This window comes from Chitinivorax sp. PXF-14 (assembly GCF_040812015.1).
Classification (GTDB): domain Bacteria; phylum Pseudomonadota; class Gammaproteobacteria; order Burkholderiales; family SCOH01; genus JBFNXJ01.
Map to the genome: position 1 here is coordinate 51421 of NZ_JBFNXJ010000002.1, position 21040 is coordinate 72460.

Genomic DNA, 21040 nt, shown 5'->3' on the forward strand with positions numbered 1-21040 from the left:
ATGGCCAAGGCAAAGGCACATCCGACCTGCCCCTGCGGCCCGCCGGCATCGTTCGAGCGCTGCTGCGGCCGCTATCTGCAAGGGGCGGAAGCTGCCCCCGGTGCGGAGACGCTGATGCGTTCGCGCTATAGCGCCTACGCCCTGCAACACGATCGATACCTGCTCGACACCTGGCATCGCTCCACCCGGCCGGAAGCGCTCGACCCCAACGAACACGTCGGTATCAAGTGGATCGGCCTGCAAGTCCTGCGGGCAAGCGAGCACGGCGACGAGGCAAGCGTCGAGTTCGTCGCCCGCTACAAGATCGGCGGACGTGCCGGCAAGCTGCACGAGCTGAGCCGTTTTGTGCGCGAGGATGGCCGCTGGTACTACGTCGACGGCCAACTTCACGACTGACCATGCCCGCGGAAGCGCCGTCCATCGCGCGCGGCTGCTGACAGCGCACGCAATGCCGCTATAATCACGGCACATCAATGGCCACGACAAGATAATGCGCCGATACGAGCGACCCACCATTGCCACCCTGGCTGTTCTTCCCCTGCTGGCGTTGAGCCAGACCGCATTGGCCACCGCCACCTTGGGCCCGTTGCAGGTCCGCTCCTATCTTCAAGAGCCGTTCGACGCAAGCATCAGCTTCAGCCATGTTGAACTGAGCGGCAAACGTGAGTTGTTTGGCTGCTTCGAACTCGATCGCAGCGGTGGGAGCGAAAACGGTTTCCCGGTAATCAGCAATGCCACGCTGAGCGTCGAAGGCAGCCCCGAGCAAGGCACGCTGCGTATTGCCACCCCCAACCCGGTCACCGAGCCGGTCGCGCTGGTGCGGATCAAGTTCCGCTGCGATGCAAACGCGGATTCGCTCAGGGAATACACCTTCTTTCTCGATCCCGCACCGCAAGACCGGGTACGCGATGAGGCCGCGCCGGTGCCGCCGAGCCAGGTATTCCTGCCCGTCGTGAGGGTGCTGGCGACCAAGCCCAAGGCGGCCGAGCCAGCAGCAGAAACAGGGGAAAAGACCACCTGGACGGTACGCAAGGGAGACACCCTGCAGCGCATCTCGCGTCGCTACCAGCCCGGCAGCAAGAACCGGCAGAAACAGCTGGCGCAGGCCATCATCGATGCCAACCCGAACATCCGCAATCCGGACCGTATCCGTATCGGCCAGGCGCTGGTGATTCCGGAGCTGCTCGAAACCCGCGAGAAATTCGCGGCCCCGCCAGCTGCCAAGGCTGGGCCGTCGAGCCCAGCCGAGCCGCCCCCGCCGAAGCACCGCACGGCACCAATCGTCGCGAGCCAGACCGAATATCGCGTCAAGCTGTCCGCCACCAAGAACGACGCCGATGCCGGCACCAAGGATGACCTGGGCGGTACGGGCAAACCGTCGGCCACGCACGAGAACGATGACAAGACCGCGCAATTGCTCGCGCTCAACGACAAGATTCGTGAACTGGAAGCACAGGTCGCCGCGCTGCAGATCGAGCTCAAGCGGCAATCCACCGCGCCAGCGGCTGCTTCCGGCACTGCCGCGCCGGCCAAGGCGGCTACGCCACGGCCAGCCCCGCAGATTCCGGTGGCCAGCACACTGAAACCGGATGCGCCGGTGTCCCCCTATGCCGCGTTGGGCATCGGCGTCGCAATCGCCGGGCTGACAGCCGGGGGCCTCACCTGGATGCGCAAGCGGCGCGCGACTTAATCGCCGGCCAGGCGAAACTGGTTCTTGCCCGCCCGCTTGGCCGCATACATGGCCATGTCGGCCTTCTTGCGCAAGAGATCGGGGTCGTTTCCGTCGTCCGGACACAGCGCCACGCCCAGGCTCAGCGATACCGTCAGCAACTGGTCCTCTATCAGGACGGGCACGGTCAGAGAGGTCACGACCTTGCGCGCTACCAGAATCGCATCCTCGCGCGCCTTCAGGTTTGGCAGCAACAGTACGAATTCGTCACCGCCCAGCCGTGCCACCGTGTCACTGCGGCGCACACAGGCGTTGAGCCGGCGCGCCACCTCTCGCAGCAGTTGATCGCCGCAGTCGTGCCCCAAGGTATCGTTGACCAGCTTGAAGTCGTCGAGGTCGACGAACATCAGCGCCACGAGCCCGCCCTGGCGTTTTTGCTGCAGCAGCGCCTGATCGATGCGTTCCTGAAACAGGAAGCGGTTGGGTAGCGCCGTCAGCGTGTCATAGAAGGCGAGATACAGCACGCGCTCTTCGTTGAGCTTGCGCTCGGTGATGTCGGTGATCAGGCAGAAGCTAAATACCGGGTGCTGCTCGGCATCGAACCGGGTGGAGGCATTCACCAGCAGTACGCGTGCCTCGCCCTCGCGGGTGTACAGCGTCAGCTCGAACTGGCGGTGATGCTCGCGCCCGGCCAGAGCCAGTTGTTCGGACAGGGTCTGCCGGCTCGGCTCATCGACGAAATCGGCCGGTGGGCGCCCCAGCAGCGCTTCACGCGGGTAGCCGGTGAGCCTGCACATGGCTTCGTTGACGTCGACGATAAGGCCGTTGACCAGGTCGTACTGAACGAAGCCTTCCGAGGTGGTATCGAGTATCGCCCTGAGCCTGGCCTCGCTGTCACGTAAGGCGGCGTCGGCACGCTTGCGCTCGGTGATGTCGTGCAGTGCGAACAGCAGCAGGCTGCCGTCGCCGTGGCTGGTTTTCCGCCCTGCGAGCTGCACCCAGCAGGTCTGGCCATTGCGGCCGCGAATCCCACATTCCTCGTCGCGCACCGCCCCCTGGGTCTTCAGCATCAGCAGCAGTTGCCGGCACACCTGCGCCATCACGAAACGGCTCTCGAATGATTGTCCAATCAGCTCCACGGCGGTCTGGCCAAAATACTCGGCTGCCCGCTGGTTGACGGCCACGATGACGAGGTCCGCGGCGCTGACGAGCAGCAGCGGGAATGGCGTTGCCTCGGCGATGACGCGAAACAGCCGTTCGTCCTGCTCGTCACTGACGATTTCGGCCGTGGGCGTGATCCTGCCGGCCAGGATGCGTTTGCCATCGGGCAGGGTGATCAGGTGCTTCTGCGTCACCAGCGACTGCGCGCGGCCATCGGGCAGGCGGAAATGGTCCACCACCTCCTGCTCCTCGCCAGTCACGAACACGGCTCGCCCGTCGGCCCAGGCGGGTAACGGCATCGCGTCGCCGCCAGCGCGCCGGCCGATGAGCTTGGCGCGCGGCGTCAGGGTGAAACGGCAGAACGCTTCGTTCACGGCCAGCAGGCAGCCCGAGGCATCCTGCAGGAAGGCAGGTTCCCGGTGGGTTTCCAGGTAGGCGGCGAGTGGCGCGAGGGAATCCATCACCGCGGCTCCTGGTGGCGGCTCAGGCGCCGCGTCTGTCGTAGCGTACAAAGGCGTAACCGAAGCCACGGCCGTCGTCGGCATGCACGACGCGCTCGGCCTCCTGCCACTGCGTCATGTCGAGCGCGGGGAAGTAGGCGTCGCCCGCGACATCCGCGTCGATCTCGGTCAGATAGAGCCGCTGGGCCAGCCCCATGGCCTGGCTGTAGAGCTCCGCGCCGCCGATGACGAAGACCTCGTCGGCGGCCGGTGCCAGCTCAAGCCCCTGGGCGATCGAGCCGGCAACGAGGCAGCCGTCGGCCCGCCACTGTGAATTGCGGCTGATGACGATCGAGGTGCGGCCTGGCAGCGGGCGGCCGATCGATTCGAAGGTCTTGCGCCCCATCAGGATCGGGTGGCCGAGCGTGAGTGCCTTGAAGTGCTTGAGATCCTCCGGCAGATGCCAGGGCAAGCGGTTGTCGATGCCGATCACGCGGTTACGCGCCATGGCGGCGATCAGGGAAAGGGTCGGGCTCATTCAGTCGTTATAGGGGTTGGTGAGTTCATCGACCAGGCGGTGCAACACATCCTTTACCTGTCGTTCGTCGCAGCCCATCAGCAGCGCGTCTTCGAGCGCATCCTGAGCGGCCTGCTGCAGCTCTTCGAGATTCTCGCGCATGACCTTGATCTTCTCGACGCAGGCGATCACCTCGCCCGTCGCCGAGCGCCACACGATACCATCGAACTTGCTCATGGCTGCCTCACACCGCGACCGGCGCCTTGATGGCGGGGTGCGGGTCGTAATGGTCGAGACGGAAGTCGTCATAACTGAAGGTGAAGATGTCGTTCACCTCGGGGTTGATCCACATCGTCGGCAAGGCGCGCGGCTCGCGCGACAGCTGCAGCTCGGTCTGCTCGAGGTGGTTCAGGTAGATATGGGCATCGCCCAGCGTATGCACGAAGTCGCCCGGCTTCAGGCCGCACACCTGCGCCACCATCATGGTCAGCAGCGCGTAGCTCGCGATATTGAACGGCACGCCGAGGAAGATGTCGGCGCTGCGCTGATAGAGCTGGCACGAGAGCTTGCCGTCGGCCACGTAGAACTGGAAGAAGGCGTGGCAGGGTGGCAGCTTCATCGTGTCGATGTCGGCCACGTTCCAGGCCGACACGATCAGGCGGCGCGAATCGGGCGTGCGCTTGATCTGTTCGATCACCTGGCGGATCTGGTCGATATGGCGGCCGTCCGGCGCAGGCCAGTTGCGCCACTGGTAGCCATACACCGGCCCGAGATTGCCCTCGGCATCGGCCCATTCATCCCAGATGGTGACGCCGTTGTCCTTCAGGTACTGGATGTTGGTGTCGCCGGACAGGAACCACAGCAATTCGTGGATGATCGACTTCAGGTGCGCCTTCTTGGTGGTGACCAGCGGGAACCCCTGCGACAGGTCGAAGCGCATCTGGTGGCCAAACACAGACACGGTGCCAGTGCCGGTGCGGTCGGTCTTCTTCACGCCGTGCTCGAGCACGTGGCGCATCAGGTCCAGGTATTGTTGCATTGCAAATCCTTCATGCAGATCGGCGCATTTTACCACCAAGGCATCCGCCCCGCGCCGCCGATATCGGCTCTGGACAAGACCGGCAACGGCTGCACGAGTTCCCTGCCATGCCGCGTCTGGCGCCACGGGCAACGATTGCCGGGCGATGGCCACCGTACTGGGACAAACCCCGATATACAAGCCCCGCGACCTGGGCCCAAACAGCGGTAGGCCTTGTGGCGGTGCGACGTTATAATCCGCGATTGGCTTTTTTTCGAGTATGCATTTTGTCTGACCGTCTCGCGGTGCTGCCGCAGTATCTCCTTCCCAAGCAAGCCCTCACCTCGCTCGCCGGCAAGCTCGCCAGTGCACGCGCCGGCGCACTGACCACCGGCATCATCGAGCGCTTCGTCGCCCGCTACAACGTCAACATGGCCGAGGCGGCCAATCCCGACATCCGCAGCTACTCGACATTCAACGAATTCTTCACCCGCCCGCTCAAGCCCGGTGTCCGCCCGCTGGCCCGGGCTGACTTCATCTGCCCGGTGGATGGCGCGATCAGCCAGTTTGGCGCAATCGAGCGCGACCAGATTTTCCAGGCCAAGGGCCACCAGTACTCGACCACGGCGCTGGTCGGCGGCGACGCAGCACTCGCCAGGCAATTCGAGGATGGCAGCTTTGCCACGATCTACCTGAGCCCGCGGGACTACCACCGCATCCACATGCCTTGCGACGGCCGCCTGGTACGCATGATCTATGTGCCGGGCGCGTTGTTCTCGGTCAACCCGACGACCGCGCGTGGCGTGCCGGGCCTGTTTGCCCGCAACGAGCGCGTGGTGTGCGTGTTCGAATCCGAACATGGGCCATTCGTGCTGACGCTGGTCGGCGCCACCATCGTCGGCAGCATGGCCACGGTCTGGCACGGCGTGGTCAACCCGCCGCGCAGCGCAAAGGTGCGCGAATGGCGCTACGACGAGCAGCAGATCGTGCTGAAGCAAGGCGAAGAGATGGGCCGCTTCCTGCTTGGCTCGACGGTCGTGCTGCTATTCCCCAAGGGCAAGCTGCGCTTCAACAAGGAGTGGGAAGCCGCCCGCCCGGTGCGCCTCGGCGAGAAAATGGGTGTGAAGTAAGTCCTGCCGTCATCCATCTGCGATGGCCCGGTCGATGTGCAAGTCATTCTGCAATAGCATGATTTCGTGATGGTATTTGGGGGGCTGGTGATTGAAGCCAGCCCCTCAAACCCATTCTGCCGTGTCGGCAGGAAGTCCATCAGGCACCATCCGTGCGGCCACCCTCATCCGCGCTTGAATGGCCATTTTGCAAAGGCCCACCCTTCGCTGGCGGGCTGCATCAATCCGCCTCCCGAGCTGGCTCGACGCCACTTCAGCCCACTCCCGATCGAGGAATAAGTTGACGTCGACGCGCAGGTTGGCAAACTGTTCAGATCGGAAATCGCACCAGCTGTATCTGTGATGGTCGCCGCATTCAGCCAAAATGGTGGTGTCGAAAGAAATGCAGGTATCCCTATGACCACGTTGGCAATTTCAGGCCTCGAGCCGCTGCAGCCGCAAGAGCCGCTGGAGCATGTGCAGAACAATCGACGGGTGCCTGGCAACAACGGCATCTGGGTCGGCATTACCTGCGAATTTGTCGAGTTTCTGGTTCTCTTCACCGTGTATTTCGTTGCCCGGGCCCATTTCCCACAGGCATTTGAGCAAGGGGGCGAGAAACTGTCCCGGCTGTCGGGGACGGTTATTACCGCACTGATGGTGACCAGCAGCTTTTTCATAGCCTGCTCGGTTGCAACGATGCGTGCAGGCAAGCGCCGGGCCTCGATTGGCTGGCTGCTTGCAGGCTTGGTGATGGCGCTTGGCTATCCACTCACCAAATATCTCGAGTTCCAGTGGAACATGGCGCATGGCGTTACTGGCGATGCGGGCATATTCTTCACCGTCTACTACTACCTGACCCTGAGCCATCTGGTTCATGCCACCTGGGGCATCCTCGGCATACTGTGGGTATTGGCCCGGCACCTGGCTGGCGGCTATTCAGCCGATGATCACGGCGGCCTGGAAGCGTTGGCGAGCTACTGGCACGCCACGGACATCATCTGGCTGGTTCTCTTCTCGTTCTTCTACGTACTGGTGTAACCATGAATACTACCGAGAAAACGCTGTCGACCAGTCTGGCACCACTCACCTACGCCTGGCTGGGGCTGCTCGTCCTGACCATCACCAGCCTGTACCTCGGCCAATGGTTTCATGGCACGCCGTGGCTGCAGCTACTGGTTGCCGCCATTATCTGGGTCAAGGGCATGCTGGTTGCCCGGCGCTTCATCGAGGTTGAAGTCACCCACCCCTTCATTCGTCGCGTGGTGTATGTATTTGTCTCGGTGACGCCGCTGGCGCTGGCCATGACAGCTTATTTCGGTACGCAACTGGCGCATTGGGCATCACGATAGCTGCTGGGCGATCAGCGCTCCCAGCGTCGCCATTGCCGACATCAGGCGTTCCGAGCCCGGATGTCCGAAATTGAGGCGCAGGTAGTGGCTGAACTCCCGTTTGGCCGAGAAAATGGGGCCAGGTGCAATGCTGATGCCGTGCGTCAAAGCCTGTTGATGCAACAACAGGGTATCGACCCTGGCGGCCAGCTCCAGCCAGAGGAAATAGCCCCCCTTGGGACGTGCCAGCTTGGTTCCAGCCGGGAAATGGCGCTCGACGGCCTGCGCCAGCACTACCTCCTGCATGGCCAGCGTTTGCCGTAGATGCCGCAGATGATTATCGAATCCCCCCTGCTTGAGGTAATCGGCAACGGCGATCTGCACCGGGATGGTCGTGGCCAGGCTCAAGGAGAGCTTCTGGCGCTGGATCTGGCGCGCGTAGCGGCCAGCTGCCACCCACCCGATGCGATAGCCGGGAGCCAGGCATTTCGAGAACGACGAAACGTGCATCACCAGGCCGGTGCTATCTTCGGCCTTGCTGCATAGCGGCGCGTGCGGCCCGAAATAGAGCTCGGCGTACACATCGTCCTCGATGAGCGGCACGTCGTGTTGCCTCAGCAACGCCAGCAGCGCCTTCTTGCTTTCATCCGGCACGCGGCTGCCTGTCGGGTTCGCAAAGTTGAGCATGAATAGGCATGCCTTGATGGGGTGATGCCTGAGGGCATCCGCCAGGGCAGCCAGGTTGACCCCGTCACGGGGATGCGAAGGAATTTCGATGACCTTGAGGCCCAGGCGTTCGCTGGCCTGCAATCCGGCATAGAAGGTCGGCGATTCGATGGCTATCAGATCGCCGGGCTGGGTGACGGCTTGAAGGCATAGATTCAGCCCCTCCATCGCCCCGGAGGTAATGATGATCTCCTGCGGCGACACCGTTGCCCCCTGCGCCAGGTAGCGCAAGGCCAGTTGCCGGCGCAGCTCCTCGTTTCCAGGCGGCAGGTCGGTCAACGTTGCCTGCGGGTCGAACTTGCGGGCCGCGCTGGCGAGAAAGCGCCCAAGCTTGTCGAGCGGATAGCGATAGGGGCTGGGGAAGCTGGAGCCGAGCGGCACGACTGCGGGGTCGCGGGCACTCTCCAGTATCTGGAAGATGAAGTCGCTGACCTGGAGTTGCGTGGAGCCACCGACAGGGTGCGTCATCTCGGGCTCGGGCAGGCCCCGGCCCAAACGGGCGCGGACGAAATAGCCCGATTTGGGGCGCGCTTCGATCAGCCCGCGGCTCTCCAGCAGGTAGTAGGCTTGCGTCACCGTGACGGGGCTGACATCGTGGATACGGCAGGCATGCCGGACAGAAGGCAGTCGCTCCCCCGGACGAAGCACGCCGTTGAGGATGAGGTTTTCTGTCTGCTCTGCGAGCTCTTGGTAGCGACTCATGGCGCGATGTTATCAGGCACTGCCGCGCCGCGCGTTAAGCAACATCAAGGGCCGAATCGAGCCAGGCACGCCGTAGGCACGGCCTGCTGAATCACACTTTCTGCATCTGCCAAGACATTCGTCGTTTCCCGATCGAAGCAGAGAGGCGATCGATCCGGTCACGCAGCAAGTCCTGCTGGATTCGCCAAGGAATCGAAAACCTACGAAAACCCGATGAATGCCACATCAGTATGGCAAGGGACGGCCAATATTGATTGGCCGGTCTTTGCCGTCATGGAATTTGGGATCATTCGGACCATTGGTATACCCCACAGGAATCCCCGCCATATCGGTGTAGATGCGATACGTGCCACGGCCAACCCCGGTCGCAATCGGCTCGCCCTTTGGCCTCCAGCGCGTATCTTCTCGCCCATGCGGGCCATCCGCCGAGTCAATGACCGTCACAAGCCATTGAATGGTGTTGTCGATCAGCGGCGGAGTGGGTTCTTTACGCGTGGGAGGCGCATCAACGATGGTGATGTGCCCAAGTGCCTCATATCCCTCACGTGTGCGGCAACCACCATTGCACCAGAACATGAATAAGTCCCCGGGTTTGGCCGCCTCGATGGTCTGTATTTTCTGGAGACCGTAGCCCTTCTGCAGTGCTTCCCAATAGCTATCCAAGCGTAGGTGTTTTTTCCACTGGGTTTTGGACTCGATTTCCTTGACCGTCGGGTTGTTGGCCTTTTCGAGCACCGCGCTGACAAAACCAGTACACATCGTGTTGACCGAGTTTTCACTGGTAAACAGGTCACCCTTCCAGCGTACCCCTTCCGGCCCACGAATTACGTATTTGTTGTTCTCGGGCTTGACGGTGGCGAGCAACTCGCGAGCCAGTTTAAGGTGCGCGGGGACAGGCGTTGCCGGCTGATCCTCATCCGCAGCCAATATCTGCCCTGTTGCCATAGCCATCAGCATGGCAGCCACGATACATTTCATTCTGCTACTCCCAGCCATTATCTGAGTGAAAGCGTAATCGAACACAGGCCATCGCCACCGTGACAGCAAGCTAAGCGCACGCTGACTGCAATCGATTTGCCCGCATAGGGTTTGAGCATGCTCAGTCGCCCTTCATCACGGATGCGTCTGGTCAAAAACGAGACCATTTTCGGTAGTATATCGGCCAGAGGCATCAAGCTGCCACCGAAGGGGATCATTCCTCAATCATTGCGGCGTTGAAAAAGAACGTAAGAAAAGGCAATGGCAGGCATGTACTCCCTGCTGTCGGCCAGTAATTAGCATGTAAAGTGTGTCAATTACCAGGTAATAAGCAACACGAATTACATAATGGCATCTGGCATGATTAGTGACTGAAGCCAGTCGTGCCATTCCATAATATTGACAGAAGCCTCGCCCAGCCATTTTCTGTATAAATACGATTATCCAATATGCTGAAGAAACTACTGGCTATTTTTCTACTCGCAGCCTCATGTTTAGCCTCCGCAGGGGAACTGATCAGGGTGCCGACGCGCGACGGTGTATCCACCACGCTGTTTTGGGAATCGATACCCAATGCAAAAGCCACTGTTTTGCTTTTTCCAGGTGGAGGCGGTGGTTTTGGCAAAGTGGAAGATGGGAAGGCGACCGGCAATAATTTTTTAGTTCGCTCCAACCCATATTTTCTGGCTAATGGCTTCAATGTCGCCATTTTCGGCCGCCCCAATGATTCCGCTGAGCTGGAGTACGTAGACCGGACTAGCGATGCACACATGGCCGATGTACAGAAGGTGCTAGCCTTTATCAAGACTAAAGCTGATTTGCCAGTATGGGTCGTCGGTACCAGCCGAGGCACTATTTCTGCAACGGCTACCGCCATCCATGTGCAGAACGAAATTGCGGGTTTGGTGCTGACCTCCAGTGTCGTCAACAACAAGAAGCCCGGCGCCATACCCAAACAGGAATTGGCTGACATCAGGGTGCCAGTCCTGGTGCTTCATCATACAAAAGACGCCTGCCCCCTTTGCCAACCGCAGGAAGTTCCCAACATCCTGCGTGGCCTCAAGAATGCTCCTATCAAAAAGGAAATCATGGTTAGCGAGGGTGACAACCCAACGGGTGATCCGTGTGCGGCACTGCATTGGCACGGGTTTATCGGTATGGAAAAAGAAGCCGTCGATACCATAGGGCGCTGGATTAACAGCCCAACAAGCTGAAACACCCGGTTTCAAATTCCCCCTCATCACGGATGAGTTTGATCAAGAACGAGATCATTTTCGATAACATACCGATAGAGGCTTCAAGCTGCCGCCAAAGGGAATCCCCCAGGAGCTGTTGCGGCGTAGAAAATCGAACGTAGGAGTACGCAATGGTTGGCATGCACTTCATGCCATCGGCTACCAAGGAGCAGGTAAATTGTGTCAATTATTAGGCATGAATTGCAATGTCCCGACCGACATCTGCTTTTCATTCACCGGATTCTCGCGGCGTGGCGGGCACACCGACCATCACGGTGACGGCTGGGGTATCGCCTTCTTCGAGGGGCATGGCTGCCGCATCTTCCGCGACTACCTGCCCTCGGCCGAATCGCCGATCGCCGAGCTGGTGCAGCGCTACCCGATCAAGTCCACCAACGTCATCGCACATATCCGCAAAGCCACGCAGGGCGCGGTGAACCTGGCCAATACCCACCCCTTCCTGCGCGAGCTGTGGGGGCAATACTGGATTTTTGCCCACAACGGCAACCTCGAAGGCTTGCCCAACGACTTCGGCGACTATTACCAGCCGGTTGGCAGCACCGATAGCGAGCGTGCCTTCTGCTTGATTCTCGAGCGGCTGCGCAAGCGCTTCTCCGCACTGCCCGAACACGCCCAGCTGTGCCAGGCCCTGCGCGAGATCGCTACCGAGCTCGCCGCACTCGGCACCTTCAACTTCATGCTGTCCAACGGCGACTGGCTGTTCGCACACTGCGCCACCCATCTGCACTACATCGTGCGCCACGCCCCGTTTGCCCAGGCGCACCTGGTCGACGACGACGTCACGGTCGATTTCAGCGAGGTCACCACCCCCAACGACCGCGTCGCGGTGATCGCCACCCAGCCGCTGACCGACAACGAATGCTGGCACAAGATGGCGCCCGGCGAGCTAATCTGCTTCCGCGATGGCTATCCCGAGCCGGTAGCCTGACCGCCCCTGCCCCGGCACGGCGGCAATGGCCACGGGCAGCCCGCCGGGCAGGCGCAGCGCTGTGACGACACGGGCCGGGGCCCGACACCAAACTGTATGTGTATTTCCTGCCTCGGCATGGGCTAGAATTTCACGCTTCTACCCACCCACCCTGCACATCGAGCTATGTTCCAGCATGTTGACGCCTACGCAGGCGACCCGATCCTCACCCTCGTCGAAACCTTCAACAAGGACCCGCGCACCACCAAGGTCAACCTCGGCATCGGCCTGTATTACGATGAGCAGGGCCGCATTCCCTTGCTGCCGTCGGTCAGGAAAGCCGAAACGGCACGTGCGCAGAACGCCGCGGCACGCCCCTACCAGCCGATGGAAGGCGCTGCCAACTACCGCGAGGCGGTGCAGCAACTGGTATTCGGCGCCGAGCACGAGGCGGTGAAGGCCAATCGCATCGCCAGCATCCAGACCATCGGCGGCTCCGGCGCGCTCAAGATCGGTGGCGACTTCCTCAAGCGCTACTACCCGAACAGCGAAGTCTGGGTCAGCGATCCGACCTGGGACAACCATCGCTCGATGTTCGAGGGCGCCGGCTTCAAGGTGCACGACTACCCCTACTACGACGCCAAGACCGGCGGCGTGCGCTTCGACGAGATGCTGGCCACGCTCAAGTCGCTGCCCGAGCACAGCATCGTGCTGCTGCACCCGTGCTGCCACAATCCCACCGGCGTCGACCTGACGCGCGCGCAGTGGGAGCAGATCGTCCCCGTGGTCAAGGCCGGCAAGCTGATCCCGTTCATGGACATCGCCTACCAGGGCTTCGGTGATGGCCTGGAGGAAGATGCCTTCGCGATCCGCGCGATGACCGATGCGGGCGTCAGCTTCTTCGTCAGTAACTCGTTTTCGAAGAATCTCTCCTACTATGGCGAGCGCTGCGGCGGCCTGTCGGTCGTCTGCCAGGATGCGGAAGAAGCTAGCCGCGTGCTCGGCCAGCTCAAGTTCACCGTGCGCCGCAACTACTCGAGCCCACCGACCCACGGCGGCCAGATCACCGCGGCCGTGATGCAGACGCCGGAACTGCGCAGCGAATGGGAAAGCGAAGTCGCCGAGATGCGCGAGCGCATCAAGGCCATGCGCAAGAAGCTGCACGAGGTGCTGTCGGCCAAGATGCCAGGGCGCGATTTCAGCTACTTCCTCACCCAGCGCGGCATGTTCAGCTACACCGGGCTCAACCCGCAGCAGGTCGACCGCCTGCGCGAGGAGTTCGCCGTCTACCTGGTGCGCTCGGGCCGCATGTGCGTGGCCGGGCTCAACAACGGCAACGTCGACTACGTCGCCAATGCGATGGCCGCCGTAATGGCCTAAGCCACGCGGCGTGACGTCGATAGCGGCGTCGGTACGAAAAAGCGGCGATCACTCGCCGCTTTTTTCATGCTTGTCGCACACAAGCTCCACCAGCGCGCCGCACCAAGACGCCAGATTGGCTCAGTCCTCGCGGCCGCGGCCGATGCGCAGCGTGACGATGACGCTGTCGTCGTCGGTGTCCTCATCCTTGTCGATCGACGACACCTTGAAGTTGTTGTCAAACACCAGCTCGACCCCAGCCATCACCTTGATCTTGCGGCTGCCCTTCTGCACCGCGCTGCTGAGCTTCTTCGCCGGCGGCGGCTCGAAGGCCTCTGGCTGGCTGAAGTATTCGACGGCATGCGTCTCGGCCAGGGCCGCTTCGAGCGCATCGAGCGGCACATAATCGGACGACAGCTGCTTGATGTCGTCGATCGAGAACGGTGCATCCGATTCGAGCTGCGTCACCAGAGCATTGCTGAATTCGATGGCGCGATCGGGCTCCTCGATCTCGCTCGTCACCTTCTTCACCAGCTTGGTCAACGACTGCAGCGCGGCCTTCTCGGTCACCTTCTTGCGCACCTGCAGGAAGGCCTCGAGCCAGTACTTGGTCTTGCTGCTCAGGCGATCGACGGCATACACCGTGTGGTCGCGCGCGATGACCACCGCGCCCTTCTGGATCTGACCCAGGCTGATGCCGGTGCTGCCGCGTAGCCGGTAGCGGCCCTGCGCCTCTTCGACCGAGAGATAGGCCTCATGCACCTCGGATTTGAAGATGCCGAGCGCCTGCGTAGTCTCGCCGTCGACCTTGATGTCATGGAACAACACCAGCAGCAGGTCACCAGCACCGATATTGGGATGCACCGACTGCGCGTAGAGGTGGCGCGCGATCTTCTCCGACACAGCCTGCAGACCGGCCGCGCCATCGAACAGCTCGCGGCTGTAGTGGTAGATCTCGTTCAGCTGCAGATCGGATTCGTGAAAGAACTCGTAGCCGTCGCCGGCCGACTTGACCGCGCTGGCGAGGTAATGGCTGACCAGCAACTGGCACACCGCCTCGTCGGCATCGGCCAGCTCGCTCGACAAGCGGCAGCCTTCGTCGCGGCCGCGATTGCCGACCTGGTGAACAATGGCCTGGCGAACCCGGGCTGTGCTGACATCGACCGTCATGGAAGTGGCTCCTGGCGAAAGGTGAAGGCTAAGCGAGAGAATAGCGTGAAATGCCCAGCGGGCGCTTTGCACGCGGGCAACAAAAAAGCCCGCAGATCCAGTCTGTCGGGCTTTTTTGTATCGCTCTGCAAGGCATGCAGAGCGGGGTAATTGGTGCGGATGGTGGGACTCGAACCCACACGTCAAGGACACTACCCCCTCAAGATAGCGCGTCTACCAATTCCGCCACATCCGCGAAGAGGGCCGAATTCTACAACAGCTTTTGCTTTTGTGTACAGAAAACATTGCCTGGCGCGCAAAAAATGTCGCAACGCGCCCATATTGTCATCGAAATGGCCGACCATCCGTTAATACGGCCAGGGGGCGGCTTGGCGCCCCAACGTAAAATCGGGGTCATGCCATGAAAACAGACAACAAGCACATCCGCTATCTGGCAGAACATCTGCTGCACACCGGCATCGGGGGCCTGGGCGAACGCGAACGCATCGCGCTGATGCGCATTTCCAAACGGCTGCAGCAGACACGTGCCGAGGGCGCGATTCCGGAAGAAGGCGTCACCCTCGGGGAAAGAATGGCCGACCGCGTCGCCGAGTTCGGTGGCTCGTGGACCTTCATCAGCCTGTTCGGTGCCTTTCTGATCGGCTGGGCGATCCTCAATACCGAGATATTGAGCGAGCGCGCCTTCGACCCCTACCCCTATGTGTTCCTGAACCTGGTGCTGTCGATGCTGGCCGCGATCCAGGCACCGATCATCATGATGTCGCAGAACCGCCAGGCGGCGCGCGACCGCATGACGATGATCCGGGACTTCGAGGTCAACCTGAAATCTGAAGCGGCCATCGTCGAGCTGCACACCCGCATCGACCACCTGACCTGGCAGATGCTGTCGGACCTCGACCACATCAAACGCCAGTACAAGCCGGCCGACGCTGCCGCAGGCGAAGCCGACACCATCGACAAGCCGGCCGAATAGCCGCCAATTGCCTGCAGCTTGCGCCGGCTCAAGCCGCGGGTGACACGAGCAGGCTCAGATGGTTGGCGATGTGCATGACGTGGGCCAGCTCGAAATCGGCATGTTCCAGCGCGCCGTAGGCAAAGTGCGGCGCCAGCGGCCCCTGGTGCGACTGAAAGCGGGCAATGGCCCGGCGCAGGCGGGCTGTTGCCTCGGGCAACGACGTCGCGTCGTCGATGGCTGGCGCGCCCGGTATTGGTTCGTCCAGCGGGTGGCTCATCTTTCCGCGCAGGCGGAATACGGCAAATGCCGCCGACCCCGCCGTCGCCTGAAACAGCCTTGAGCGGGCCTCGGGATAACCATCGAGCGAATAGTCGATGCTCTGCGCACAATGCACCAGCACCTTGGGCAGCGGCCAGCCTTCGCGCACGCCGAAACCAGCCTGATGATCGAACTGGTCGAGCAAGGGCAGTATCTGCCCGAGCGTACGCCACTCGGGCTGCTCGGCGCCCCAGGCCGCCAAGGCCGAGCCGGAAGCCGCCATGGCAAGGCCAGCCTTCAGCAGGCGGCGCCGGGCGCGCTGGTGGGATGCGGGTGGATGGGACATGGCGGGGTTCTCGTGTTCGTGGCGGGCATCCTGGGCGGGCCTCTTAAGACGGGACAGCCTGGGCGGTCCCTCCTAACTATAGTCCGTCACCGCCGGCGCACGCTCAAACCGGCGCGACGAGCAGGCCAGCCACGTTCACCATGAAGTGCACGGCCATCGACGGCCCGAGGCCGCCGGTACGTTCATAAAGCCAGGTCATCAAGCCGGCGAAACACAGCATGCCAAGCGCCCATGCGAGGCCGGCAATCGAGACGGTCGGCCACAGGTAGAGGAAATGCAGCACGTGGCGCGCGCTGAAACAGACGGCGGCAATCACGAACGCTGCCACGCCCGGCATGCGCGACTTCAGCACCCCGTACAGATAGCCGCGGTAGAACAGTTCCTCGCCGATTGGCGCCCACAGCAGTACGAACACGCCAAAGATGCCCTGGGCCGCGAGCGGCGACAGGCCAGTACGATACGCGACCATCTCGACCAGGCGCGCGGTCGCGCCGGATATCGAATAGAACGCCTGCCCCCCAAGCCCCATCCGCTGCAGCAGCAGATCGTAGCCTAGGGTGAACACGCCGGAATCGACCGCGATCGCCAGCACGGCCACGATGGTCGTGATTCGCCACAACGGCCGGCCATGCAGGCGCGTCGGCCGGATCGGCGCTATCCCGACGAGATTCGGAATGAGCAGGGCCAGCGCGCCATAGACGACGAAATACGGCGCCCATGGCGCAACCGTCGATTCGAGCGCACATACCGTGCTGATCGCAAGTGTGACCAGCAAGGCCCCCGGTGTGCTGGCGAGCCAGCTACGCAGGCCCGCGGCAAGTGGCGTCCGGCAGGCGGTGGCGGTGATGGTCGGCGGGTTCACGTTGGGTTCGGCCAGAGGCGCGGTTCAGTTGGGTGGCTCGGTAGCCGGCATTCTAGCGGTGAACAACTGTTTGCGGGTAAACGCGAACAAGGCAAGGGCGGCACAGCACGGCAAGCAGGTCTTCCAGCCTGCGCGGCGAGAAGATGGGCTGGAGGCCGCGCTCCTTCAGCACGGCCGAATAGCTCGATACGCCAAACGATACCAGGTAAAGCCACGCACGCTGCCAGCGCTTGAATTGCACGGGCCGGCCTGACACGACCACGCACAGCACCAAGCCGGCACCGATGACGGTGCCACTGCCTAGCGAAATGAGCCAGATGCGCAGCGAGCCATCGAAGTTGAAAACGGCCATCGCCAGATACCAGATCAGGTAGCACCATCGTCTCTCCCGCCCGCGATAGCCCAACAGCCGAAGCATGGCTATCACCGTGCGCCCTCCTGCGCTGACCTGCCGGCTCAGCCGCCGCCAAATTGCCCGACCAGGCGTTGCAGCAGTTCATCGTCAGACTGGAACTGCAGCCGGATCAGCACATTGCGGTCGGCCTCATCCTCCGCGCCGGCGCGCGCATCGCTCTTGCCGCGGCCAGCGCCGGTCAGCCGTGCGAGCAGCGCCTCGCGGTGCGGCAGCGCATTCATACCGGCGATGTACAGCAGCACGCTGCCGGCCCGCTGCAGGCTCAGGCTCATATTGGTGTCGTAGTCGCCGGACTGGCTCGTGTGCCCCTCCACCACCACGCGCTGCACCTCATGCGCGAATTCAGGCTTGGCGAAGATCACCTCGGTGAAGATCGGCATGATCTGCTGCAGCCGCGCGGCCCCCTCGGGCTTGAGCTCGTGGCGGCCGTGATCGAAGAACACGCGGTCGGGCAGCACCATCTCGCCCTGCGCGGTCACACCGACATCGACGCCGGCACGGCGCAGCTCGCCCTGCAGCGTGCTCAGGATGGCCGTACGGGTGACTTGGCTGCGCTCCTTCAGGCTGACGATTTCGAGCATCGCCACCACGTAGAGCAGCGCAAAGGTCAGCAGGATGGCCGACAGGAACTCGCGCAGCGACAGGATCGAGTAATCATCCTCGGGCTCGGCATGCGGCAGCGTAGCGGTCCAGTGGATCACGAGTCGGCTCCTTCAGCGAGTTTGGCGAGCAGCCGGCGCTGCTGCGTGGCAGCCATGGCCTGGCTGCTCTCGCTCAGCGATTGCACGGCCTGCGTGGCCGTCACCAGCTCGCGCACCACGCTGTCGATGCGCGTCACAATACGCTCGGCCGCGCCGTCGAGCTGCTTGAAGAAACCCTCGGTGCCCCGGCTGGCGGCACTGAAATAATGCTCGGCAGCACTCGGCAGGTGATGGCTGATGTCCTCCAACTGCGCCGAGACGGCCTGCAGCGCGGCGCGCGCCTCGCGCAAGCCCTGCGCCTCTTTTGCCGCCTGCTCGGCCAGCGTGGTGTCGCGGCGCGACAGCTGGGTGAGCAACGCCTGGGCTTCCTGCAGATCGAGCTGGGCAGCGAGCTGGCCGACCGCGCCAGTCGCCTCGACCAGCTTGCCGAAGCTCGCCTCCCACTCGGCATGCATGGCGGCACGGCGCCCGGCCTCGGTGTCGAAGGCGAGGCGGAACGCCGACACCGCGTCGAGCAAGCCTTCGCGCTGATGCCCGAGGCTTTGTTCGAGCAAGGGCTGTTGCTGGGCAAAGAATCCCTGCAAGCCGTCGCGGAAATCGTCGCGCAGCCGCAGCATCTCGTCGGCCGCCGTCTGGCGCAGGCCCACGAGCTGGCTGCCGAGACCGCCCAGCGTATCGTCGAGCCCTCCCCTGGCCGCGTCGAGCGAGCCGACGGCGCGCGAGTGGATCTGCTCGAAGCTCTGGCGGTAGTCCTGGTACAGCGCGGCCTCCTGCTGCTGGCGCGTCTGCAGTAGCTCGCTGAAGCGGCTCTGCTGTTGCTCCAGCGTACTGTCGAACATGCGGCGGATGCGTTCGAGATCGGTTTCGGCCGCCTGGCGCACCGCATCGAGATGCAGGTCGAGCCCGGCCAGTGTCGCGCTGAGCTTGCGCCGCGCGTTGTCCATCACGCTCGCGGCACTGTTCTGCAGCTCGACGAAGGTCTCGCGGTAGGTCTCCATCAACGCCTTTTCCTCGGCCTGGCGCATCGACAGCGCCTTGTTGAATTCCTGCGCGAACTGCTGCAGCGCGGCGTTCACCTTGCCATCGAAATCATCGACGGTGCGGCTGAAGGTGTTGAACGGCTCGCGGATGTTCTCCGAGAAGGTTTTCAGATCGGTCGCCGCGGCCGTGAGCAGGGTCATCGACTGGCCGTGGATCACGCGCAGATCCTCGACTGCCGCCGGCAGCGGGCGCAGCACGTCGAGCGCCTCGCCCATGGTGTCGACGGCGGGCTTGAGCAGCTTCTGCATATCGAACACAGCGCGCTGCAGCGACTCCTGCAGCTTGAGCGCCGTCACCAGATGGGCGTTGAGTGTGGAGACTTCGTCTGCCGTGCGCTTCATCGGCAGCAGCGAGGCTTCATGTGCACGGCGCGACTCATCGGCAGCCTGGCGCTGCCAGCCCTCGGTGGCCAGACGGCGCCACTTGCGCACCTGTATCGTCAGCGCGGACTGGAACAGGTTGAACAGCGCGGCCGACGACAGGCCCACGAGCGAGGTGTAGAACGCCGTCTTCATGCCCTCGACCAGCGTGCGCGCCGAGGCGATGATCTCCTGCGAGCTGTCGGTATTGCCGAAATGGGCCAGGCCGGCGGTGATGCCGCCGAAGGTGCCGAGCACCCCCATCGCCGTCAAGAGCGGCGCGGCAAAGCGAAAGCCGCTCTGCGGCTCGGGATGGGCGAGAAAACGCGGGTAATCGCCCGATGCCTTGGCGCCTAGGTAGGCGTGGCGATAGCGATCCCAGGCAACCCACTGCGTGAACAGGCAAACCAGCAGCAACACCAGCGTGGCACCCACGCAGATGTCGGTGTCGCCGAACACCTGCCTGAGCAGCACGAACAGCGGATGAAACCATTCAACGGGGGGTGGGGACATAACATTTGCTCCAGCGATAGAAATGACGATGCCGGTGCGCGAGGGCCTGGCCCTGACGCGAGGCTCGATGCCGAGCCCGGCTGAATCTTGCTGGTGGAGAAATGTCGTTATGAGAATGCAGCGAGTGCCAAAACCTGGCTGTAAGCCAAGCCTGGCGCGGCCTCATGAAAATGGCATGAGGCACCGGGCTGAGTCTAGCGCACGGGCCGGCCGGCGTCTACCTTGGCATGGCCGAATCAGCACGGCACGAGGAATCAACCGTTCATCGCGCGCCGCTTGTGAAGGCAAGCCGTTGAGAATAAAGTGAAACACTGAATTCGATCACGGTGGCGCCACACCAGGCGAAACCTCTCCGCGTGGATTTTCATCGCGGATACCGCAGGAGACCGGCCCATGCTGCAATCAATCAATACCAACCTCGGTTCGCTCAACGCGCAAAACCAGTTGGGGGCGGCGCAGTCGGCACAGCACAAGTCGCTCGAGGCGTTGTCGTCCGGCAAGCGCATCAATTCGGCCGCGACCGACCCGGCCGGCTCGGCTATCGTGCAGATCTTCGCGGCGCAGATCGCCGGCAGCAACCAGGCCGCGTCCAACCTCAACGACGGCGTATCGCTGACCGAAGTCGCCGACGGTAACCTGTCCCAGCTGCAATCGAACACCGACCGCCTGCGCGAACTTGCCGTGGTAGCCGGCAACGGCACCCTGTCCGGCAGCGACCGTGAAGCACTGCAGGCGGAAGCAAACCAGCTGACGCAGTCCAACGCGGATATCGTGCAGCAATCGAGCTTCAACGGTGTGTCGTTGCTGCAGGGTGGCGCCACGCTCAACTTCCAGTCCGGCCCCAATGCCGGCAACCAGATCGGCGTCACGACGGGCAATCTTTCCACCACGCCGGGCAATGGCGGCCTGTTTTCACTGGCCGGTGGCGTGGATCTCAGTTCGGCGGCCTCGGCGACGCAGAGCATCGACAATCTGGATGCCGACATCGGCACGCTCTCCAGCACGCGGGCAAACTTCGGCGCGGCCAGCAGTCAGTTTTCCGAAGCCATATCCAATCTGCAGACCACGTCGGTGAACCTGTCCGCCGCCCAGAGCCGCATCAACGACACCGATTACGCAGCTGAGTCGAGCAACCTGGCGAGCGCGAACATCCGCGCCCAGGCTGCGCTGGCCGTGCAAGCGCAGGCCAATGCGCAGCCGCAGACGGTACTGTCGCTGCTCGGCCGCTAGCCCATGTCGGGCGCGGC

Annotated in this window: 22 protein-coding genes and 1 tRNA gene; 10 read left to right on the forward strand and 13 right to left on the reverse strand. The window is 62.6% G+C overall.

Going from position 1 to position 21040, the window contains the following annotated elements:
• Both ABWL39_RS02965 and ABWL39_RS02970 read left to right on the forward strand, forming a co-directional pair.
• Entirely contained in the window at positions 1-396 is a 396-nt protein-coding gene (locus tag ABWL39_RS02965) for a YchJ family protein (protein ID WP_367787019.1), read from the forward strand.
• 94 nt (positions 397-490) lie between these two features.
• Complete coding sequence (locus ABWL39_RS02970) at positions 491-1690, forward strand: FimV family protein (protein WP_367787021.1); 1200 nt, start codon at positions 491-493, stop codon at positions 1688-1690.
• Here the strand turns inward: ABWL39_RS02970 and ABWL39_RS02975 are convergent.
• Genes ABWL39_RS02975 through ABWL39_RS02990 form a run of 4 tightly spaced genes read right to left on the reverse strand, consistent with a single transcriptional unit; the run spans position 1687 to position 4826 of the window.
• Entirely contained in the window at positions 1687-3291 is a 1605-nt protein-coding gene (locus ABWL39_RS02975) for a diguanylate cyclase (RefSeq protein WP_367787597.1), read from the reverse strand. The two genes, ABWL39_RS02970 and ABWL39_RS02975, sit on opposite strands and share 4 nt — an antisense overlap.
• 22 nt (positions 3292-3313) lie before the next feature.
• Positions 3314-3808, reverse strand: a complete 495-nt coding sequence (locus tag ABWL39_RS02980; RefSeq protein WP_367787022.1) for a dihydrofolate reductase — start codon at positions 3806-3808, stop codon at positions 3314-3316.
• Entirely contained in the window at positions 3809-4024 is a 216-nt protein-coding gene (locus ABWL39_RS02985) for a hypothetical protein (protein WP_367787023.1), read from the reverse strand.
• Positions 4025-4031: 7 nt separating this feature from the next.
• Entirely contained in the window at positions 4032-4826 is a 795-nt protein-coding gene (locus ABWL39_RS02990; RefSeq protein WP_367787025.1) for a thymidylate synthase, read from the reverse strand.
• Between the two features lie 266 nt (positions 4827-5092).
• On the opposite strand from ABWL39_RS02990, the gene asd reads away from it, so the two are divergent.
• The 3 genes from asd (at position 5093) to ABWL39_RS03005 (ending at position 7266) form a co-directional block, all read left to right on the forward strand.
• Positions 5093-5935 (forward strand): archaetidylserine decarboxylase, encoded by an 843-nt coding sequence (asd, locus tag ABWL39_RS02995; RefSeq protein ID WP_367787027.1) that lies wholly within the window; start codon positions 5093-5095, stop codon positions 5933-5935.
• A gap of 342 nt (positions 5936-6277) precedes the next feature.
• On the forward strand, positions 6278-6955 hold the full coding sequence (locus ABWL39_RS03000) for a cytochrome c oxidase subunit 3 family protein (protein WP_367787029.1): 678 nt from the start codon (positions 6278-6280) through the stop codon (positions 6953-6955).
• 2 nt (positions 6956-6957) lie between these two features.
• Complete coding sequence (locus tag ABWL39_RS03005; protein WP_367787031.1) at positions 6958-7266, forward strand: hypothetical protein; 309 nt, start codon at positions 6958-6960, stop codon at positions 7264-7266.
• On the opposite strand, the gene ABWL39_RS03010 is transcribed toward ABWL39_RS03005, so the two are convergent.
• A complete protein-coding gene (locus ABWL39_RS03010) occupies positions 7258-8673 on the reverse strand; it encodes a PLP-dependent aminotransferase family protein (protein ID WP_367787033.1) in 1416 nt (471 codons plus the stop codon). The genes ABWL39_RS03005 and ABWL39_RS03010 overlap by 9 nt on opposite strands.
• Positions 8674-8898: 225 nt before the next feature.
• On the reverse strand, positions 8899-9651 hold the full coding sequence (locus tag ABWL39_RS03015) for a hypothetical protein (protein WP_367787034.1): 753 nt from the start codon (positions 9649-9651) through the stop codon (positions 8899-8901).
• Between the two features lie 449 nt (positions 9652-10100).
• Here ABWL39_RS03015 and ABWL39_RS03020 point away from each other — a divergent pair, with 449 nt between their 5' ends.
• From ABWL39_RS03020 to ABWL39_RS03030, 3 genes are all read left to right on the forward strand, one after another.
• A complete protein-coding gene (locus tag ABWL39_RS03020; protein WP_367787036.1) occupies positions 10101-10865 on the forward strand; it encodes an alpha/beta hydrolase in 765 nt (254 codons plus the stop codon).
• Between the two features lie 199 nt (positions 10866-11064).
• Positions 11065-11835 (forward strand): class II glutamine amidotransferase, encoded by a 771-nt coding sequence (locus ABWL39_RS03025; protein WP_367787038.1) that lies wholly within the window; start codon positions 11065-11067, stop codon positions 11833-11835.
• Positions 11836-12000: 165 nt separating this feature from the next.
• Entirely contained in the window at positions 12001-13194 is a 1194-nt protein-coding gene (locus tag ABWL39_RS03030; protein WP_367787040.1) for an aromatic amino acid transaminase, read from the forward strand.
• A gap of 120 nt (positions 13195-13314) precedes the next feature.
• Here ABWL39_RS03030 and ABWL39_RS03035 read toward each other — a convergent pair whose 3' ends face one another.
• Together ABWL39_RS03035 and ABWL39_RS03040 are read right to left on the reverse strand one after the other, a co-directional pair.
• The gene (locus tag ABWL39_RS03035) at positions 13315-14343 is read right to left on the reverse strand and encodes a nucleoid-associated protein (RefSeq protein WP_367787041.1); all 1029 of its coding nucleotides are present in this window, start codon (positions 14341-14343) and stop codon (positions 13315-13317) included.
• Between the two features lie 151 nt (positions 14344-14494).
• Positions 14495-14578: transfer RNA gene (locus ABWL39_RS03040), tRNA-Leu, on the reverse strand.
• A 165-nt stretch (positions 14579-14743) separates the two neighbouring features.
• Here ABWL39_RS03040 and ABWL39_RS03045 point away from each other — a divergent pair.
• On the forward strand, positions 14744-15316 hold the full coding sequence (locus tag ABWL39_RS03045) for a DUF1003 domain-containing protein (RefSeq protein WP_367787043.1): 573 nt from the start codon (positions 14744-14746) through the stop codon (positions 15314-15316).
• 28 nt (positions 15317-15344) lie between these two features.
• Here the strand turns inward: ABWL39_RS03045 and ABWL39_RS03050 are convergent, their stop codons facing one another.
• From ABWL39_RS03050 to ABWL39_RS03070, 5 genes are all read right to left on the reverse strand, one after another.
• Positions 15345-15902, reverse strand: a complete 558-nt coding sequence (locus tag ABWL39_RS03050) for a DUF1569 domain-containing protein (protein WP_367787044.1) — start codon at positions 15900-15902, stop codon at positions 15345-15347.
• A 103-nt stretch (positions 15903-16005) separates the two neighbouring features.
• On the reverse strand, positions 16006-16764 hold the full coding sequence (locus ABWL39_RS03055; RefSeq protein WP_367787046.1) for a lysostaphin resistance A-like protein: 759 nt from the start codon (positions 16762-16764) through the stop codon (positions 16006-16008).
• 52 nt (positions 16765-16816) lie between these two features.
• Complete coding sequence (locus tag ABWL39_RS03060) at positions 16817-17182, reverse strand: hypothetical protein (protein ID WP_367787048.1); 366 nt, start codon at positions 17180-17182, stop codon at positions 16817-16819.
• A 38-nt stretch (positions 17183-17220) separates the two neighbouring features.
• Positions 17221-17880 carry an OmpA family protein gene (locus tag ABWL39_RS03065; protein WP_367787050.1) on the reverse strand — a complete coding sequence of 220 codons (660 nt, stop codon included), beginning with the start codon at positions 17878-17880 and terminating at the stop codon, positions 17221-17223.
• On the reverse strand, positions 17877-19793 hold the full coding sequence (locus ABWL39_RS03070; RefSeq protein ID WP_367787052.1) for a hypothetical protein: 1917 nt from the start codon (positions 19791-19793) through the stop codon (positions 17877-17879). Before ABWL39_RS03070 ends, ABWL39_RS03065 begins: the two co-directional genes overlap by 4 nt.
• A gap of 393 nt (positions 19794-20186) precedes the next feature.
• On the opposite strand from ABWL39_RS03070, the gene ABWL39_RS03075 reads away from it, so the two are divergent.
• Positions 20187-21023 (forward strand): flagellin, encoded by an 837-nt coding sequence (locus tag ABWL39_RS03075; protein WP_367787054.1) that lies wholly within the window; start codon positions 20187-20189, stop codon positions 21021-21023.
• Positions 21024-21040: the final 17 nt, after the last annotated feature.

Excerpts from the sequence above, each read along its gene's own strand:
- ABWL39_RS02965 (WP_367787019.1), top strand. The coding sequence starts at position 1 with ATGGCCAAGGCAAAGGCACATCCGACCTGCCCCTGCGGCCCGCCGGCA.
- ABWL39_RS02970 (WP_367787021.1), top strand. The coding sequence starts at position 491 with ATGCGCCGATACGAGCGACCCACCATTGCCACCCTGGCTGTTCTTCCC.
- ABWL39_RS02975 (WP_367787597.1), bottom strand. The coding sequence starts at position 3,291 with ATGGATTCCCTCGCGCCACTCGCCGCCTACCTGGAAACCCACCGGGAA.
- ABWL39_RS02980 (WP_367787022.1), bottom strand. The coding sequence starts at position 3,808 with ATGAGCCCGACCCTTTCCCTGATCGCCGCCATGGCGCGTAACCGCGTG.
- ABWL39_RS02985 (WP_367787023.1), bottom strand. The coding sequence starts at position 4,024 with ATGAGCAAGTTCGATGGTATCGTGTGGCGCTCGGCGACGGGCGAGGTG.
- ABWL39_RS02990 (WP_367787025.1), bottom strand. The coding sequence starts at position 4,826 with ATGCAACAATACCTGGACCTGATGCGCCACGTGCTCGAGCACGGCGTG.
- ABWL39_RS03000 (WP_367787029.1), top strand. The coding sequence starts at position 6,278 with ATGGTCGCCGCATTCAGCCAAAATGGTGGTGTCGAAAGAAATGCAGGT.
- ABWL39_RS03005 (WP_367787031.1), top strand. The coding sequence starts at position 6,958 with ATGAATACTACCGAGAAAACGCTGTCGACCAGTCTGGCACCACTCACC.
- ABWL39_RS03010 (WP_367787033.1), bottom strand. The coding sequence starts at position 8,673 with ATGAGTCGCTACCAAGAGCTCGCAGAGCAGACAGAAAACCTCATCCTC.
- ABWL39_RS03015 (WP_367787034.1), bottom strand. The coding sequence starts at position 9,651 with ATGAAATGTATCGTGGCTGCCATGCTGATGGCTATGGCAACAGGGCAG.
- ABWL39_RS03020 (WP_367787036.1), top strand. The coding sequence starts at position 10,101 with ATGCTGAAGAAACTACTGGCTATTTTTCTACTCGCAGCCTCATGTTTA.
- ABWL39_RS03030 (WP_367787040.1), top strand. The coding sequence starts at position 12,001 with ATGTTCCAGCATGTTGACGCCTACGCAGGCGACCCGATCCTCACCCTC.
- ABWL39_RS03035 (WP_367787041.1), bottom strand. The coding sequence starts at position 14,343 with ATGACGGTCGATGTCAGCACAGCCCGGGTTCGCCAGGCCATTGTTCAC.
- ABWL39_RS03045 (WP_367787043.1), top strand. The coding sequence starts at position 14,744 with ATGAAAACAGACAACAAGCACATCCGCTATCTGGCAGAACATCTGCTG.
- ABWL39_RS03050 (WP_367787044.1), bottom strand. The coding sequence starts at position 15,902 with ATGTCCCATCCACCCGCATCCCACCAGCGCGCCCGGCGCCGCCTGCTG.
- ABWL39_RS03060 (WP_367787048.1), bottom strand. The coding sequence starts at position 17,182 with ATGCTTCGGCTGTTGGGCTATCGCGGGCGGGAGAGACGATGGTGCTAC.
- ABWL39_RS03070 (WP_367787052.1), bottom strand. The coding sequence starts at position 19,793 with ATGTCCCCACCCCCCGTTGAATGGTTTCATCCGCTGTTCGTGCTGCTC.
- ABWL39_RS03075 (WP_367787054.1), top strand. The coding sequence starts at position 20,187 with ATGCTGCAATCAATCAATACCAACCTCGGTTCGCTCAACGCGCAAAAC.